A 16,093-nucleotide genomic window follows, 5' to 3' on the forward strand; every position below is an offset into this window, starting at 1 on the left:
AGCGGTCTGGATGTCTCACCCTCCGCTCCCTCCGCTCCCTCCGCTCCCTCCGCTCCCTCCGCTCCCCCCGCTCCCCCCGCTCCCCCCGCTCCCCCCGCTCCCCCCGCTCCCTCCGCTCCCGGTCGCTCCCCACCTTAATTTTGTCCGGATCTGGCCATCTGCACCGCCGTACAATCCGATAGATTGACGAGCGCAGGAAAAATTATGGCAGACTTCAAAGACATTCAAGACCATTGGGCTAAATCTTGCATCGAAAAACTCGCCGATGCCGAGGTTCTCAGCGGCTACGAAGACGGAACCTTCAAACCCGACGCACTCGTAACCCGGGCGGAATTTGCGGCGATGCTGAACCGGGCCTTTCCCGATCGCGAATTCGTCCGGGAATCCGCCCAATTCGACGATGTAAAATCCGATTATTGGGCCCGCGACGCCATCACCACCGCCTACCGCCGGGGGTTTATGAGCGGCTATCAAGATAAAACCTTCAAACCCACCCAACCCATCCCCCGCGTCCAGGTGTTGGTCTCCCTCGCCAACGGCTTGAATTACGGCCCCACCCAAACCGTCTTCTACACCCTCGACGCCACCTTCGACGACGCCGAGGATATCCCCGACTACGCCAAAAATGCCGTCGCCGCCGCCGCGGAAAACGAGTTGGTGGTGAACTATCCCGACGTGCGATCGCTCGACCCCAACCAAGCCGCCACCCGGGCCGAAGTCGCCGCCTTTTTATCCCAGGCGTTATTGGCTGCCGACGAGGACCCCTCCGTACCCGACCAGTATATCGCGAAAGTGTTTTTCTATCACGAAACTGTGGGGGAATTGCGGGGCGTTTGGCTGACGAATATCGACAGCGACGTTCTCTTTTCGACGGACCAGCTCACCGGGGCGATCGACTCCCTCGCCGACCTCAATTTTAACACCCTCTATCCGACGATTTGGAATGGCGGTTACACCCTCTATCCCAGTTCGGTTTTGGAACGGGTGACGGGGGCGAAAATTCATCCCGAACCGGGATTGCAGAATCGGGATATGTTGCAGGAAATCGTCACCCGGGGTCAGGCAAAAGGGATGAGCGTCATTCCCTGGTTTGAATTCGGTTTCATGGCGCCCCAGGATTCCCTACTGATGAAAAGTCGGCCCACCTGGATTACCACCCGCAAAGATGGGATTCCATTCGTGAAGTCGGACGGCGAATTTCGGGTTTGGTTGAATCCCTTTCATCCCCAAGTCCAGCAATTTATTTTAGATTTGGTGGTGGAAGTGGTGAGCAATTATGATGTCGATGGCATCCAATTTGACGACCATTTCAGCTTGCCGGTCGAGTTGGGATATGATTCGTTTACCAAGTCCCTTTATATGCAAGAATACGGTAAAGTACCGCCGGCAGACCCCGAGGATGAAGAGTGGGTAAGCTGGCGAGCCCGCAAAATCACCGAATTTATGATGCGGGTGTTTTGGGTTGTCAAAGAGTACAATCCCGACTGCATTATTTCCCTCGCCCCCAATCCGGCATCTTTTGCTTACACCCAGTATCTTCAGGACTGGAAGCGGTGGAAACACTACGGATATATTGAGGAAGTAGTGTTGCAGGTGTATCGCGATAACCTCGCAGATTTTACGCGGGAATTGGAGGACAAGGAAGTTTTGGTATCCAAAGGTCTCATACCCACCGGTTTGGGAATTTTGACCGGATTGCAAGACAAACCTATCCCCCCGGAAATGGTTCGCAAACAGATAGAAATTGTCCGCGATCGCCGATTTGCCGGTTTCTCGTTCTTCTACTACGAAAGCTTGATGTCGATGCTCCAGGAAGAAACGGAAAAAACCGCGTTTCAAGCCCTACTGCCCACCTCGACAGAGCGGCCGTTTTTGGAGACTCAAGTCGCCTAGAAAGAATCGATGGTGGGGTGGGGGAAATTCATTCACCCCCCAGTGTATCAATAATCGACCATAAATGTATTCATGTCGGCATCCGATTTTGAAGGCGTTTCGGGTCGGTTTTCTGACGTTTTATTTTGCGGGGGATGAACGGCGGATTGGGTGGCGGATGGATCTCCCAATTGTTTGACATCCGCCTCGAGTTTTCCGAGTTGTCCCTCGATCGCGGACAGCCGTTGCTGAATCACTTCACTGCGATCTTGCAAGTCCGACAATTCCTGTTGCAGCCGCTTTTTTTCGACGGAGAGTTGATACAAGCTGCGGTAAATGCCGTCTTCGGATTTGCGGCGGGGAATCGCGCTGAGTTTGGGCTGAATTCGGCGCTGACGTCGATATTTCATAGTCGAGAATGGGGAATAGGAAATTGGAGTCGGCAACCGGAGACGGTTGCCCCCACATCTACATCCTACACCCGACCAACGGGAAATGATTGACGATCAATTATCAATTATCAATTATCAATTATTAATTGCCCAGCCGGTTGCGTTCCATCAGTTCGGCGATCGTCTGTTTCGGTTCGGGGTAAAATTGTCGCGTCTCCTCGGAATATTTCCAGGCGATCGCATCCGGATCTTTTTGGGAACTCCAGCGGCGGAATTCCGGCTGACGCTTCCGCCGACTCACCGTATTGGGGTGAACCTCGAACCGCTTCGCGAGTTCCGTCTGGTTGAGGGGGATAGGGGGCAGTTCCAACCGACGGCGGGGGGAATGGGGGAAGGATACCACATTCTCAGGTGTATCGCCCGATTGAGGGTCGGCGGTCTGGGTTGTAGCGATCGAGAAGGTATAGACAATACTGCCATCTTCCGTCACCTCGAACCGGGCGGAAAATTCCACCGCTCGGCGATCGAGGTAAGATTGCACTTCAGAACCGGGCAATTGGGTTTCCAGGGCCAAATCCAGCGGCGTGATGCGTCCCCCCCGTTCCCGGATCAGGCGGTAGAATACACCATCGAGGCGTTCTCGTCGGCGGCGGACAGACTGCCACAGCAGCCAAATTCCCGTCCCGGAGGCGATCGCCAAAATCAGTGGAAACGCCGTCCGCGTCAGCACCAGCAAAATAGCCACGCCCCCCAGGAGGGACAGATATTCCCCGCCCCGGCTCGAATTTTTGTTGTTTTCGGCGGAAATCTGACGATCGCTCATGATCTTCTCCAACAGTTTCGGAACTCGGTTTTCTCCTGTCCTTTCCGGCCACCCGCGAGGAGATCCCCGGAGATGCGATCGGGGCCTCGCCGTGAAATAATGATTAAAGCTATGTTACATTTCTTATCGGGGTACACAAGCGGGGGCTGCTATTCTGAGCATTTGGTGAGATTTTACTACTCATCTTCACCGAAACCCCGTTCTCCCCGAGCCAAAGACGACCGTTTCCCCGTTTGTGTGGGAGCCGTAGCCTCCCTACACTCCCAAAATCATCAATCAGACGGGGAGAGCCTGCGGAGCAGTCCGCGCGGGTGGTTATCACCTCCAGACGGCCCCGAAGCAGGCTTTGACCATCATCAGGCTTGACCTGTCTTTTGCGATCTGAGTGTCACGGCTCAGACCCCAACCCGAGACAGCAATTCATTTTTAGGAATTCTAGCTTCATGTTCTCCAAGGAAATCACCGAATCAAAAGCCTACAAGTGGTTTGATGAACGGCTGGAAGTCCAGGCGCTCGCCGACGACATTACCAGCAAATACGTCCCCCCCCACGTCAACATTTTCTACTGTTTGGGTGGCATCACCCTGGTCTGCTTCCTGATCCAGTTCGCCACCGGATTCGCGATGACGTTCTACTACAAGCCGACCGTCGCCGAAGCCTTCACCTCCGTCCAATACATCATGACGGAAGTCAATTTCGGTTGGCTGATCCGTTCCATCCACCGCTGGTCCGCCAGCATGATGGTGCTGATGATGATCCTGCACGTCTTCCGGGTTTACCTGACCGGCGGCTTCAAAAAGCCCCGGGAACTGACCTGGGTGACTGGGGTGGTCATGGCCGTGATCACCGTGTCCTTCGGCGTGACCGGATACTCCCTCCCCTGGGATCAGGTCGGTTACTGGGCGGTTAAGATCGTCTCCGGCGTCCCCGAGGCGATTCCCGTCGTCGGTTCCACCATCGTCGAACTGATGCGGGGCGGTGCGGCCGTCGGACAGCCCACCCTCAGCCGTTTCTACAGCCTGCACACCTTCGTCCTGCCCTGGCTGATCGCGGTGTTCATGCTGCTGCACTTCCTGATGATCCGCAAGCAGGGGATCTCCGGTCCCCTCTAAACCGCGTCCGACCTCAGACCGGAGGACGGGCGTAGCACTGGCTACACCCAATTGCGGCGGGTCGAAACCATAATGGATAATGGATCGACACGTTGTTTTAGCTCAAGTTAAGGAGAGCGATCGAAATCATGTCTGTCATGAAAAAACCGGATCTCAGCGACCCCGTCCTGAGAGCCAAAATTGCCAAAGGCATGGGCCACAACTACTACGGCGAACCCGCCTGGCCCAATGACCTGCTGTATGTTTTCCCCGTGGTGATCGTGGGGACCTTCGCCCTGATCGTCGGACTGGCCGTCCTCGATCCGGCGATGGTCGGCGAACCCGCCGATCCCTTCGCCACGCCGCTGGAAATTCTGCCGGAATGGTATTTCTGGCCGGTGTTCCAAATCCTGCGGGTGGTCCCCAACAAACTGCTGGGGGTTTTGATGATGGCTTCCATCCCCCTGGGGCTGCTGTTGGTTCCGTTCATCGAGAACGTCAACAAGTTCCAGAACCCCTTCCGCCGCCCCGTCGCGACCGCCGTGTTCATGTTCGGAACCTTCGTGACGCTGTGGCTGGGTATCGGGGCGACCTTCCCCATCGACAAGTCCCTCACCTTGGGCCTGTTCTAAGGGATATAGCGCTGCGCGCGGTCCTCGGCAGTCGGTATTAGGGAGTCGGGAACTGAAACTGCTTTTCTATAAGGGTTTGAAGATTTCTGATCCCATTTCAACTGTAACCACGCGAGCGCTCGTTGCTATAACCCCGCCAACTGAGCACCATCATCTTCTGATACCTGAAGGTTTCCTCGGATGCGTCGGACGATGCATCTGAGGAAACTTTACGGGTATAAATATTTATATACATTTGTTCATGCGGATGAGCGATCGCATTTGATGTAATGGGATCAGAATCGCCCGTATCGTCAGATTGAGAACTCACCTTGGACAAGACCACTCAGCGCAACCCTGATTTCGTCTGGTGCTTCCTCGAAATCTTCTCCCGGGAAGGAGGCATCCAGTCCTACGTCAAAGATATTTTTGCGGCCTACAATCATTTGGAGTCCGACGATCGCCCCCGGACGAGCGATGTGTTGCTGTTGCGGGATGGGGGGGACAGCGAGAATCCCTTCGAGTCGGAGTCTTTAAACTTTCACTATTTCCGATCTCCGTCACCCGCCATCGGACGGGTTCGCCTCGCCGCCACCCTCCTGAGACTGCTGATTGCCAAACGGCCCGCCCGGGTGTTCTGCGGCCACATCAACCTCGCCCACCTGACGCAAACCCTGTGTCAGCCTCTGGGCATCCCCTACACCGTCCTCACCTACGGGAAAGAAGTGTGGTATCCCCTGGCCCCCAAATACCAGAAAGCCCTGCAACAGGCTGACGAAATTTGGACGATCAGCCGCTACAGCCGCGATCGCGCCTGCTCCTCCAACGACCTCGACCCCGATCGCTTCCGAATGCTTCCCTGCATGGTGGACGGCGATCGCTTCACCCCCGGGCCCAAACCGCAGCACCTCGTCGATCGCTACGATCTCTCGGATAGCAAAGTCTTGATGACCGTCGCCCGCCTCTGGTCTGGGGATATCTACAAAGGCGTTGATGTCACCATCCGCGCCTTGCCAGGGATAGCACAAATCATTCCAAATGTCAAGTACCTGGTGATCGGCCGGGGGGACGACCAACCCCGCCTGGCCCGCCTCGCCGAAGACCTGGGGGTGAGCGATCGCGTCATTTTCGCCGGATTCGTCCCCACCGAAGACCTCCCCGACCACTACCGGGTGGCCGACGCCTACATCATGCCCTCACTCGAAGGATTCGGCATCGTCTACCTGGAAGCGATGGCCTGTGGCATCCCCGTCCTCTCCGGCGACGACGACGGATCGGCCGATCCCGTCCAGGACGGGCGGTTGGGCTGGCAAGTCCCCTACCGCGACCCCGAAGCCGTCGCCCGGGCTGGCATCGAAATCCTCAAAGGCGAAGACCAACGTTGTCAGGGAGACTGGTTGCGGGAACAAAGTTTAGCTATCTTCGGAAAAGCCGCCTTCCAACAGCGCGTCCGAGATTTCCTGGATCGCTCGGTAGTATCATAGAAAGAAGGATTGCCCAATCCAGCAGAGAAGGAGATTTTTGTGAACCCGGAACGGCCCACCCTACAATTCAACTGGTCGGGAATTAGCAATTGGTTGATTGCCCTGGCTATCATGGGGTTGCTTGCTTCAGTTGGTTTAGGCTGGCTGGTGAATTCAATTCTGATCCTGATCGGCATTCTGCTGCTGGCCCCCGTGGTTCTGCTCGTCGGGGTGCGGTGGTGGTTGAGCCGAAACCTGATTCAAGATCGCTGCCCGGTCTGCGATGCCGAATTTACGGCGCTCAATCAAACCCAATGCCAGTGTCCGAGTTGCGGCGAACCCATTCAGGTCGAACAGGGGCATTTTAGCCGCCTGACCCCACCCGGAACCATCGACATTCAGGCGGTGGATATTTCCGCCCAGGCTGCGGACGACGGTCGCCCCTAAAGTCCAACTCAAAATTGAGGAGTAGAGTTTCGTGTCTCAAGATCAACCAACCGTCCTCGTAACGGGGGGGGCGGGATACATCGGCTCCCACGCCGTCCTCGCCCTGCAACAGGCCGGTTACACTCCCATCGTCCTGGACAATTTAGTTTACGGGCATCGAGAGCTTGTCGATGAAGTCTTGAAGGTGGAACTGATCGAGGGAGATACCAACGATCGCGCCCTTTTAGACCGCTTGTTCGCCGGACGCCCCATCGATGCGGTCATGCACTTCGCCGCCTACGCCTACGTCGGAGAGTCCGTCACCACCCCCGACAAATATTATCGAAATAACGTCGTCGGCACCCTCACCCTCCTGGAGGCGATGAAAGATGCCGGCATCGACAAATTCGTCTTTTCCTCCACCTGCGCCACCTACGGCATCCCCGAAACCATCCCCATCCCGGAAGATCATCCCCAAAATCCCATCAATCCCTACGGGATGACGAAATTGATGGTGGAACACATTTTGTCCGATTTTGACCGGGCTTACCATCTGCGATCGGTCCGCTTCCGCTACTTCAACGCCGCCGGGGCCCATCCGGACGGGTTGCTCGGGGAAGATCACGACCCGGAAACCCACCTCATCCCCCTGACTTTGTTCGCCGCCCTGGGAAAACGGCACTCGATCTCCATTTTTGGCACCGACTACCCCACCCCGGACGGAACCTGCGTCCGAGATTACATCCACGTCCTCGACCTGGCCGATGCCCACGTTCTGGGGTTGAAGTACCTGTGGCAGGGGGGCAAAACGGAAGTGTTCAACCTGGGGAACGGCAGTGGGTTTTCCGTGCGAGAAGTGATCGATACCGCCCGGGAGGTGACGGGGCGGGAAATTAAAGCGGTGGAGTGCGATCGCCGCCCCGGAGATCCGCCCAGTTTGGTGGGCACCGCCGAAAAAGCCCGCCAGATTTTGGGCTGGACTCCCCAACACTCGGAACTGCGGGAAATTATCGCCCACGCTTGGCGGTGGCATCAGAAGCGCCACGGGAAATCATTGATAATTGATAATTGATAATTGATAATTGATAAAGCAATGAGCGCTCGTGTGGTGACAAATCGAGGGAACCACAAAAACTTAAAAACCTCGATTCAAAGAGGCTTTGAGTTGTCCCGACTCCCGACTCCCGATTCTCGACTCCCACGGGCAGCGCTATAATTGTCAATTTTTCATTTGCAATATCAGGCAATTGGCGATGCGGCGGGCGGCTCCGGGTTGTCCGAGGCGGTGGGGGCCGTTTTTGGCGATCGCCCGCAGTCGTTCCGGGTCGTTCAAGAGCGATCGCACCCTTTTCACGACATCGGCGGGGGTTTCTGCCACGAGCAAAGATGGGCCGAGCAGGCGACTTTGGGCCTCGGCAAAGGCCGGGGTGAATTGGGGTCCGGTTCCCGGAATTGCGATCGCCGGTTTCCCCAAACCGACAAACTGCTCCGTGGCCGTCCCTGCCATTGCGATCGCCACTTCTCCCCGGTGCAGGCAGTCGTTGAATCCGTCGCGGGTGAGAATAATGGTGGCATTGTCCCGGTTAAATTGTCGCTCCCCCCGGCTTCCCTTTAGTGGGATTTCCTGCCATCCCCGGTTCTCCAAAATTTGACAAAAGGGGTGTAATTCCAAACTCGGGGCGATCGCGGCCCAACCGCAGGGCTTCTCACCGTTGACAGCTAGGGCCTCCACGGCATCCGCAATTAACCCCCAATTCTCGTAGGCTTCCGGAGTTCGAGATCCCGGCAATAGGGTCAAATTCAAGGAAAATTGACCTGGGACTTCGGGAGCGATCGCCCCCTGCGGCTCCAAATTATCCATCATGGGGTTGCCCAGGTCGAAGGCCGGAATCCCCCACTTTTGCAGCGTCCGGGCCGTCAGCCCGTCCCGGGGAAATACTGCCCGACAGCGGGGATGAGCCATCAGCCACCGTTCCCAGGGCAAATACACTGAACCGGACCAACCCTCCCACTGCTGCGCCCAGGATTTTCGATCCAGTGGCCCGCGATCGTCCCGCAGGTAATATTCCGATTTCGCCGTCCCCACGAAGGCGTAGTCCGCCCCGCTCAACCAGGCCAGAGCCAGGGGGACGATATCTCCCACCGCCAATATGGCTCCCCCCTGTCGGGTCCAGCGGCGCACCGCCCGCACCTGGGCGCCGAGGAGTTGCAACAGTCCTCCCCGCAGGTCTCGCAGCAGTTGCCGTCCGTCCATGTAAACGAACCCGCCGGAGGGCATCTGCCGCACCGGTCCGACGACGGGGACCCCTTTCAGACGGGCGTAGGCCTTTCCCTCCCCCACCAACGGCAGGGCGGCGAGTCGGTGGCCGTCGTCCTGGAGATGTCGCAAAATCCGGACGGCGATCGCATCCTCCCCGTGACCGTTACTCAAACACAGCAATTTCAACATCATCCCCCACACCTGAGAGCCGCCGAAGTTTTATTGTGGCATACGCCGGTCTGCCGGAGTCCGGCAAGAAGTGGGGGATCTGCCGAAGTGGGGTTAATCGGGGGAAATCTAAAATCAGGGCGCAAGACGTGGCGCCGCTAGAATCTCAAATTCCCGACACCCGACACCCGACACCCGACACCCAAACAAAAGGTATACTGAGGATATTATTCCTCACCATATTTGTGGCGCTGTCCGGGTCAAGAAAACCGAAGCGATTGCCATGGCGCTTTCGGGTCGCCCGATTCATTTTAGGGGGAAAAGGGATGCAGATTTTAGCATCAGGGTGCAGTCAATATTGAGGATGAATTGATTTTCCGTCCGTTCCGAATCATCTCTACACCAGACCCCATCTTTTGCCGTCACCGAGATGTCCTGTGGTCGGACGAAACCGTCGCGAAGCCCGCGATCGCCGTCCCCAAAAGTGACGGTAATATCGAATCTAAAACATCCGTTTTTTTGAGTCCCGACCCAGCCAATGATTTGACATCGGATGTCCCGGAAAAACGGACGGAAAAATCGGCATTTTTATGGGTCTCATCTGTTGGGGAAACCGCCTCGGCGACCCTTCGATGTGAAAACTCACCGACGCACCCGGTCATCTCATTTACCCAGGAACGAGTATTTCGGAGAACGATATGATGAATGAGTCCCATCCGACGACTCAAAACGCCGCCGATATTTTAGTGGTCGATTCTCAGTTGGATGACATCCGGTTTCTGTCTCAACTGCTGCTCGATGCGGGCTACAAAGTCAGAAAAGCCCTGAGCGGAAAAATGGCGATGACCGCCATCGAGATGATTGTTCCGGATTTGATTTTGCTCTCAGTCAGTCTGTCCGATCTGCATCGCCACAATATTTTAAATGACCTCAATATCGTGCGCGAAACCTGTGGCATACCGGTAATTTTGTCGGGGACCATCGATCGCATCGTCGAAACCGGCGACCTTTTGCCCGACCGCCATTTGGACTACATTATCAAACCCTTTCGCCCCGAAGAAATTTTGGTGCGGGTCGCCAATCAACTCAAACTTTCCCGGGTTTATCGGGAAATGGCCGGCATCAATTGTCAGTTGCGGCGGCCCGCGGCCGACCGCCAAAAGGCCGAACGGGTTGCGGACCGAGTTCGCCGGCAACTGACTCCGCCGACCCGACAACTTCCCGACCCTTTTCAGTTTGATTTCCCCATGCGGTCTGAATGCCGGCGCGAATTTGACGAGGTTTTAAACCGGGAATGGCGGCGGGGAGCCCGGGAACAAATGCCGCTGTCACTGATTCTTTGCGAGATCGATTATTTTCAGGCGTACAATCATTTATACGGTTACGATAGTGTCAGTTGGTGTTTGGAACAGATCGCCCGAGCCATCGTAGCCCGAGCCAAACGTCCGGCCGACCGGGTGGCCTACTGCGGCCAGTCGGAGTTTGCCGTCATCCTACCCAACACCAACCACCGGGGGGCCGTGGAAGTGGCAAAAGCCATCCGATGGCAAATCCACCAACTGCAGATTCCCCACGAACGGGGGGTCGGTCGCCGGGTGACACTCAGCTTGGGTATCGCCAGCGCCATTCCGCAATTCGACCTGTTGCCGGATACAATTGTCGCCATCGCCGAGGAAGCCATCGAAGAGGCGCGGCATCGGGGGGGCGATCGCATCGGGTGCCAGGTCAATTGGAGATCAATCAACAATTAACAATTAATCATTAACAATTAACAATTAAAGATGGATGATGAGAGCTTTTTCTTTGTGATCGGTGTCTTCTCGGTTTCAGTGGCTTGTTTATGGTGGCGAGAAAGTAATTTGTTTGTTTGAAATATAATTGAAATTTGAGGAGGGTGAATTTTGGCTACGATCGAATCTGACGATCGCCCATCTATTTTCAAAGACTTCGCCCCGAAAAATTGGAGATCGGTTCTCGATCCGAGACCGGTCTTTCAACTCTCGTTTCGGACGGTGTGCATCTCCCTATTAGCCCTGGCGTGCGACGGGTCAGAACCCTTGCCGACCGGGCTTTCCGCCCACTCGGTTTTCCATCCCGGCGGTGCGGTGACTCCGGCGGCGACCCAAACCCCAGCGAACAATGGGCGAGGTATGATCCCGGCATCCGACAACCCGCGGCGGGCGATCGCGGTCGCTTTGGGAGGTTTAGGGGTGACAATTATCTCGGGAGGGATGGCATTTCGCCGCATCAAAAAAGTGCCGTCGATCTCACAGTATTTACATTTAAAATTCCGAAATGCCAGGGATATTTTACGGCGAAATAGCGCCCCGGAAACTGCGGCGGATCTGGGGCAAATGCTGACCGCGATCGCGGATCTGGCCGTGATGATCGACGTTCGAGACGGGCGAATTTTGGGCATCCCCGGCCGTCCCGCCGAAGCGATCGCCGGCCCCCTGCGAGACCGGATCGGGGATTCCATCGCCGCCATTTTTCCCCCCGAACAGGTCGAAGAATTCCGGCGACACGTCCGACAAACTCTGACGACCGGAGAGACGACCCGCCGACAATATTCGCTGGCGATCGCCGGAAAAAAATGCTGGTTCGAGGCTGCCCTCTCGCCCCTAATGGTCCACACCATCCTGTGGATCGGCCGGGAGATTACCGAACAGAAACGCCGGGAAAAAATGTTGCGGGCGATCGCGCGGGGGACGGCGATCCAAACCGGGGACCCATTCTTCGACACCGGCGTCCGGCACCTGGCAGAAGCCTTGGATGTCAGCCACGTTTTGATCGCGGAATGGGCGGGCGACACCCACAACCGCGTCCGCACCCTGGCCGTTTGGGAGGACGGCCACCGGGGAGATCATTTCGAGTACGATATCGCCGATACCCCCTGTCGGAAAGTCTTGGCTGGCGAAACTTATTTGGACTCCGAAACCGCCGGCGATCGCCATCCCCGCGACCCCAAATTAAAGCGCTGGAAAATTTGCGGCTATTGGGGGATGCCGCTCCTCGACGAAGCTGGCCGCACCCTCGGCCACCTGGCGGTCATGGATACCGGGCCGATCGAGTCGGACGAAATCGCCGCATCGGTTCTGAAAATTTTTGCAGCCCGGGCGGCGGCGGAACTGGAGCGGCGGGAGGCCGAAAACGGCCTGTCTTCGGAAGTCGAAATGAACTGCCTGCTCAACATTATCGCCCGGGATTTTATCGACCGTCCGGCCGACGAAGCCACCCAATTTGCCCTGCGGACCCTCGCCGAATTTACGGACAGCGATCGCGGCTACTGGGTGACGTACAGCGCCGACCAAACCGAATTTTACATGACCCACTATTGGTGTAGCTCCGGCGCGGCCCCCCCGGCGGAGCCGACGCGAAAAGGGACCGTCTCTCCGGAATCTTGGCCCCACGACCGCCTGCTGCGGGGACAGACGGTGGAAATCTCCGATGCGGAAACCCTGCCCGCCCCGGCGAGGCGGGAACTGGGGCAGTTTCTCTCGGGGAGCGTCCGCGCGGTAGTCCTCGTCCCCACCTTCCACCACAACCGCATCGTCGGATTTATGGGGTTCGACGTCGCCTGCGACCCCAAACCCTGGAGCCTCGGGGAGATGAGCTGGCTCCGGCAGGTGGGGAACACCATCGCCCTCGGACGAGCCCGGGGGGATGCCGAAAACGCCCTCCGGCAGGCCAAAGAAGCCGCCGAAGTCGCCAACCGCTCCAAGGGCGAATTTCTCGCCCGCATGACCCACGACCTGCGGACGCCGCTGAACGTGATTTTGGGGTTTGCCGAACTCCTGCTCGACGACGCCGCCCTGCAGCGGCCCCACCGCGACAACCTGAAACGCATTTACCGCAGCGGCCAGTATTTGCTCGAACTCATCGACAACGTTTTGGAGATGTCCCGCCTCGAATCCGGCCGCACCCCCATCAACACGAGCCGTTTCGACCTGTTCGAGCTGCTCGACTCCCTGCGACAGATGCTGCAACTCTCGGCCGAATCCAAAGGTTTGGAACTGGCGTTCGAGATCGGCCCGGATGTGCCCCGGTACGTCACGGGCGATCGCGCCAAACTGCACCAAGTCTTGATCAATTTGCTCGAAAACGGCATCAAATTTGCCGCATCCGGCCGCGTCACCCTGGGCGTGGGCCGCGAACCCCCCGATTTCCTGCGGTTTGAAGTGGAAGATACCGGCCCCGGCATCGCCCCCGAAGAATTGGACCGGCTGTTCGAGCCCTTCGTGCAGACCGCCGCGGGCCGCCAATCCCAGCGGGGGACGGGGTTGGGTCTGTGTATCAGCCACAAATTCGTGCAGATGATGGGGGGAAAACTGGAAGTCCGCAGCCGACCGGGGGCGGGGAGCGTGTTTGGGTTCACCCTGCCGGCGGGGTCCGAGAGTCCCGAACCGGTGGCGTTGGGCGACCCGCAGGGGCGGGGATCAATTGTGGGTTTAGTCCCGACGGGGGGGCGGGTGCCCCGGATTTTGGTGGTCGATGACCGCCCGGAAAACCGCCAGTTGATCGTCCGATTTCTCGACCCCTTCGGATTTGACGTGCGGGAGGCACAGAACGGTAAAGAGGCGATCGCGGTCTGGGAAGACTGGCGGCCCGAGCTGATCCTGATGGACCTGCGGATGCCGGTGATGGACGGGTACGAGGCGACCCGCCGCATCCGCGCCGCGGCCCGGACTCCCGATTCCCCCGCGATTCTGGCCGTGACGGCTGGTGCTTCCGAGTCGGAACGGTCTATTATCAAATTGGCGGGCTGCAACGGTATTCTCCTCAAACCTATTCGTCAACACTCGCTGTTGGAGAATCTCGGTCAATATTTGGGTGTTCGGTATCTCCGTTCTGGCTCGACAATAAAAGTTCCGGGGTCTAATTCATCTTCCCAGTTGGCCGATTTCAACGCCCTCCAATCCCAGATGCGATCGCTGTCTCCGACGTGGGTCGCCCAACTCTACGACGCGGCCAGCCGCGTCGATGACGATCGCATTTTCGAGCTGATCGCCGCAGTACCCGAAGGGTGCGGCACTCTGGCCGCGGCGATCGAGGATTGGGTCCGCAATTTCCGCTGTGACCGCATTATCGATCTGATCGAACAAATTCCCGATGCCGAAAGCCAATATCCTCGTCGTTGATGATACGCCTGAAAATCTCCACCTTCTATCGACCGCCCTCACGGCTCGGGGGTACGATGTCCGCTGCGTGGTGAACGGACAGATGGCGCTGCGGGTCGCCCACCTCGCCCCGCCGGACCTGATTTTACTCGACATCAAAATGCCCCAGATGGACGGCTACGAGGTCTGCGAACGCCTGAAAGCGGACCGGTCTACCTCGGAGATCCCGGTGATTTTTTTGAGCGCCTTGGACGACGTGGAAGAGAAGGTGAAAGCTTTCCGGGTGGGGGGGATGGATTACATCTGCAAGCCGTTTCAATTTGAGGAGGTGGTGACTCGCATCGAACACCAACTTAATTTGTTGAGGGCGAAGGCGGAAATTCGGACTCTGAATGAGGAATTGGAACGGCGGGTCCGCGATCGCACCGCCGAATTGGAGCGGGAAATCGTCCGCCGCCAGCAGGCCCAGGCGGAGCTGGAGTCCACCAACCGGGTGCTCAAAATTGAAATTCTCAAGCGCAGGCGGACTCAGAAAAAATTGCTGCACATGGCCTGGCACGACACCCTCACCGACTTGCCGAACCGGGCGCTGTTCATGAAGAAACTGACCCAGGCCCTAGACCGCGCCCAAAAATGCCCCGAACGTCAATTTGCAGTTTTGTTCCTCGACTGCGATCGCTTCAAGGTGGTCAACGATTCTCTCGGCCATTTTGTGGGGGACGCCCTCCTGGTCGCCGTCGCCGACCGGCTGCGGTCCTGCATCCCTTCATCCCACACCGTCGCCCGCCTGGGAGGGGACGAATTTACCATTTTATTGGAGTCGATTCAAAGCCCAGATGAGATGGTGACAATTGCCGATTTAATTTTAAATCAACTCGGTGCCCCTTTTGATCTGTTGGATCAGTACGAAGTGTTTATCAATGCCAGCATCGGCATCGTTTTGGGGGGGGCGAACTATCAAAAGCCCGAACATATTTTGCGCGATGCGGACACGGCGATGTATCGGGCGAAAGATCTGGGAAAAGCTCGCCATCAGATCTTCGATACCACTATGCACGCCCAAGCCCAAAAACGTTTGGCTTTGGAAATGGATTTGCGGCGGGCGATCGAGAATCGGGAGTTCGTTTTGAACTACCAGCCGATCGTGTCGCTGCGCTCCGGAAAGGTGGCGGGGTTTGAGGCGCTGATCCGGTGGATACACCCCGATCTTGGCTTGATTTATCCCGGCGATTTCATCCCCGTTGCCGAAGAGACGGGATTGATTATTCCCCTGGGGCTTTGGGTGTGGAAAGAAGCCTGTAGGCAGCTCCGAGTTTGGAAAGAAAAATACCGACAAGACTGGCATTACACCTTGAGCGTCAACCTGTCTGTGAAGCAGTTTTCCCAGCCCGATCTTTTGGATTGCTTGCAGGAGGTACTGCTCCGGGAGGGGTTGGACGGCACGAATTTGAGGCTGGAAATTACCGAAAGTGCCGTCATGGACAACGCCTACCAAGCGATCGCAATTTTGAATCAACTCAAAGCCCTGAAAGTGAAGTTGAGCATCGACGATTTCGGCACGGGCTATTCTTCTTTGAGTTACCTGCAACATCTCCCCGTCGATACCCTCAAAATCGACCGATCTTTCGTCCATAAAATTGGCGAAAAATCTGACAACTTTAAAATTGTCGCCGCTATCGTCACCCTGGCGCACAACCTGGGCATGGGGGCGATCGCCGAGGGGATCGAAACCCCGCAGCAGCTCGCCCACCTGCGATCGCTGGGCTGCGAATTCGGACAGGGGTTTTTATTCTCTAAATCCCTCGACGCCGGGGAGGTGGAAGCCCTGATCGCGCGATCGCCGCAATGGTGAGTTAAAATTGCGGGAATG

13 protein-coding genes are annotated in these 16,093 nt (G+C 57.1%); 10 read left to right on the forward strand and 3 right to left on the reverse strand.

Annotation, left to right across the window (positions count from 1 at the left end; all coding sequences use genetic code 11):
* Positions 1-182, forward strand: a 182-nt coding sequence (locus LKE08_RS06110) for a hypothetical protein (RefSeq protein WP_324703315.1), incomplete at its 5' end; no start/stop codon positions are given.
* 22 nt (positions 183-204) lie between these two features.
* Complete coding sequence (locus tag LKE08_RS06115; protein WP_324703316.1) at positions 205-1,893, forward strand: family 10 glycosylhydrolase; 1,689 nt, start codon at positions 205-207, stop codon at positions 1,891-1,893.
* 47 nt (positions 1,894-1,940) lie between these two features.
* Here the strand turns inward: LKE08_RS06115 and LKE08_RS06120 are convergent, their stop codons facing one another.
* The gene (locus tag LKE08_RS06120; RefSeq protein WP_324703317.1) at positions 1,941-2,282 is read right to left on the reverse strand and encodes a sugar ABC transporter ATP-binding protein; all 342 of its coding nucleotides are present in this window, start codon (positions 2,280-2,282) and stop codon (positions 1,941-1,943) included.
* Positions 2,283-2,406: 124 nt separating this feature from the next.
* A complete protein-coding gene (locus LKE08_RS06125; RefSeq protein ID WP_324703318.1) occupies positions 2,407-3,087 on the reverse strand; it encodes a hypothetical protein in 681 nt (226 codons plus the stop codon).
* 443 nt (positions 3,088-3,530) lie between these two features.
* Between LKE08_RS06125 and petB the strand changes: the two genes are divergently transcribed.
* The 5 genes from petB (at position 3,531) to galE (ending at position 7,750) form a co-directional block, all read left to right on the forward strand.
* Positions 3,531-4,199, forward strand: coding sequence for a cytochrome b6 (petB, locus tag LKE08_RS06130; RefSeq protein WP_324703319.1), 669 nt, complete (start codon positions 3,531-3,533; stop codon positions 4,197-4,199).
* A 128-nt stretch (positions 4,200-4,327) separates the two neighbouring features.
* Positions 4,328-4,810, forward strand: a complete 483-nt coding sequence (gene petD, locus LKE08_RS06135) for a cytochrome b6-f complex subunit IV (protein WP_324703320.1) — start codon at positions 4,328-4,330, stop codon at positions 4,808-4,810.
* 311 nt (positions 4,811-5,121) lie between these two features.
* Complete coding sequence (locus tag LKE08_RS06140) at positions 5,122-6,273, forward strand: glycosyltransferase (RefSeq protein ID WP_324703321.1); 1,152 nt, start codon at positions 5,122-5,124, stop codon at positions 6,271-6,273.
* A gap of 39 nt (positions 6,274-6,312) precedes the next feature.
* On the forward strand, positions 6,313-6,699 hold the full coding sequence (locus LKE08_RS06145) for a hypothetical protein (protein ID WP_324703322.1): 387 nt from the start codon (positions 6,313-6,315) through the stop codon (positions 6,697-6,699).
* A 31-nt stretch (positions 6,700-6,730) separates the two neighbouring features.
* Positions 6,731-7,750, forward strand: a complete 1,020-nt coding sequence (gene galE, locus LKE08_RS06150; protein WP_324703323.1) for a UDP-glucose 4-epimerase GalE — start codon at positions 6,731-6,733, stop codon at positions 7,748-7,750.
* Between the two features lie 147 nt (positions 7,751-7,897).
* Here the strand turns inward: galE and LKE08_RS06155 are convergent, their stop codons facing one another.
* Positions 7,898-9,124: a lipid-A-disaccharide synthase-related protein gene (locus tag LKE08_RS06155; protein WP_324703335.1), complete on the reverse strand. Its 1,227-nt coding sequence runs from the start codon at positions 9,122-9,124 to the stop codon at positions 7,898-7,900.
* A gap of 680 nt (positions 9,125-9,804) precedes the next feature.
* Here LKE08_RS06155 and LKE08_RS06160 point away from each other — a divergent pair.
* The 3 genes from LKE08_RS06160 to LKE08_RS06170 all read left to right on the forward strand — a co-directional run bounded on the left by LKE08_RS06160 (position 9,805) and on the right by LKE08_RS06170 (position 16,075).
* Positions 9,805-10,857 carry a diguanylate cyclase domain-containing protein gene (locus tag LKE08_RS06160; protein ID WP_324703324.1) on the forward strand — a complete coding sequence of 351 codons (1,053 nt, stop codon included), beginning with the start codon at positions 9,805-9,807 and terminating at the stop codon, positions 10,855-10,857.
* A gap of 150 nt (positions 10,858-11,007) precedes the next feature.
* Entirely contained in the window at positions 11,008-14,244 is a 3,237-nt protein-coding gene (locus LKE08_RS06165) for an ATP-binding protein (RefSeq protein ID WP_324703325.1), read from the forward strand.
* On the forward strand, positions 14,216-16,075 hold the full coding sequence (locus LKE08_RS06170) for an EAL domain-containing protein (RefSeq protein WP_324703326.1): 1,860 nt from the start codon (positions 14,216-14,218) through the stop codon (positions 16,073-16,075). Before LKE08_RS06165 ends, LKE08_RS06170 begins: the two co-directional genes overlap by 29 nt.
* Positions 16,076-16,093: the final 18 nt, after the last annotated feature.

Source organism: Lyngbya sp. CCY1209 (assembly GCF_035615495.1).
GTDB lineage: Bacteria > Cyanobacteriota > Cyanobacteriia > Cyanobacteriales > Microcoleaceae > Limnospira.

Excerpts from the sequence above, each read along its gene's own strand:
- LKE08_RS06125 (WP_324703318.1), bottom strand. The coding sequence starts at position 3,087 with ATGAGCGATCGTCAGATTTCCGCCGAAAACAACAAAAATTCGAGCCGG.
- LKE08_RS06115 (WP_324703316.1), top strand. The coding sequence starts at position 205 with ATGGCAGACTTCAAAGACATTCAAGACCATTGGGCTAAATCTTGCATC.
- petB (WP_324703319.1), top strand. The coding sequence starts at position 3,531 with ATGTTCTCCAAGGAAATCACCGAATCAAAAGCCTACAAGTGGTTTGAT.
- LKE08_RS06160 (WP_324703324.1), top strand. The coding sequence starts at position 9,805 with ATGATGAATGAGTCCCATCCGACGACTCAAAACGCCGCCGATATTTTA.
- petD (WP_324703320.1), top strand. The coding sequence starts at position 4,328 with ATGTCTGTCATGAAAAAACCGGATCTCAGCGACCCCGTCCTGAGAGCC.
- LKE08_RS06170 (WP_324703326.1), top strand. The coding sequence starts at position 14,216 with ATGCCGAAAGCCAATATCCTCGTCGTTGATGATACGCCTGAAAATCTC.
- LKE08_RS06120 (WP_324703317.1), bottom strand. The coding sequence starts at position 2,282 with ATGAAATATCGACGTCAGCGCCGAATTCAGCCCAAACTCAGCGCGATT.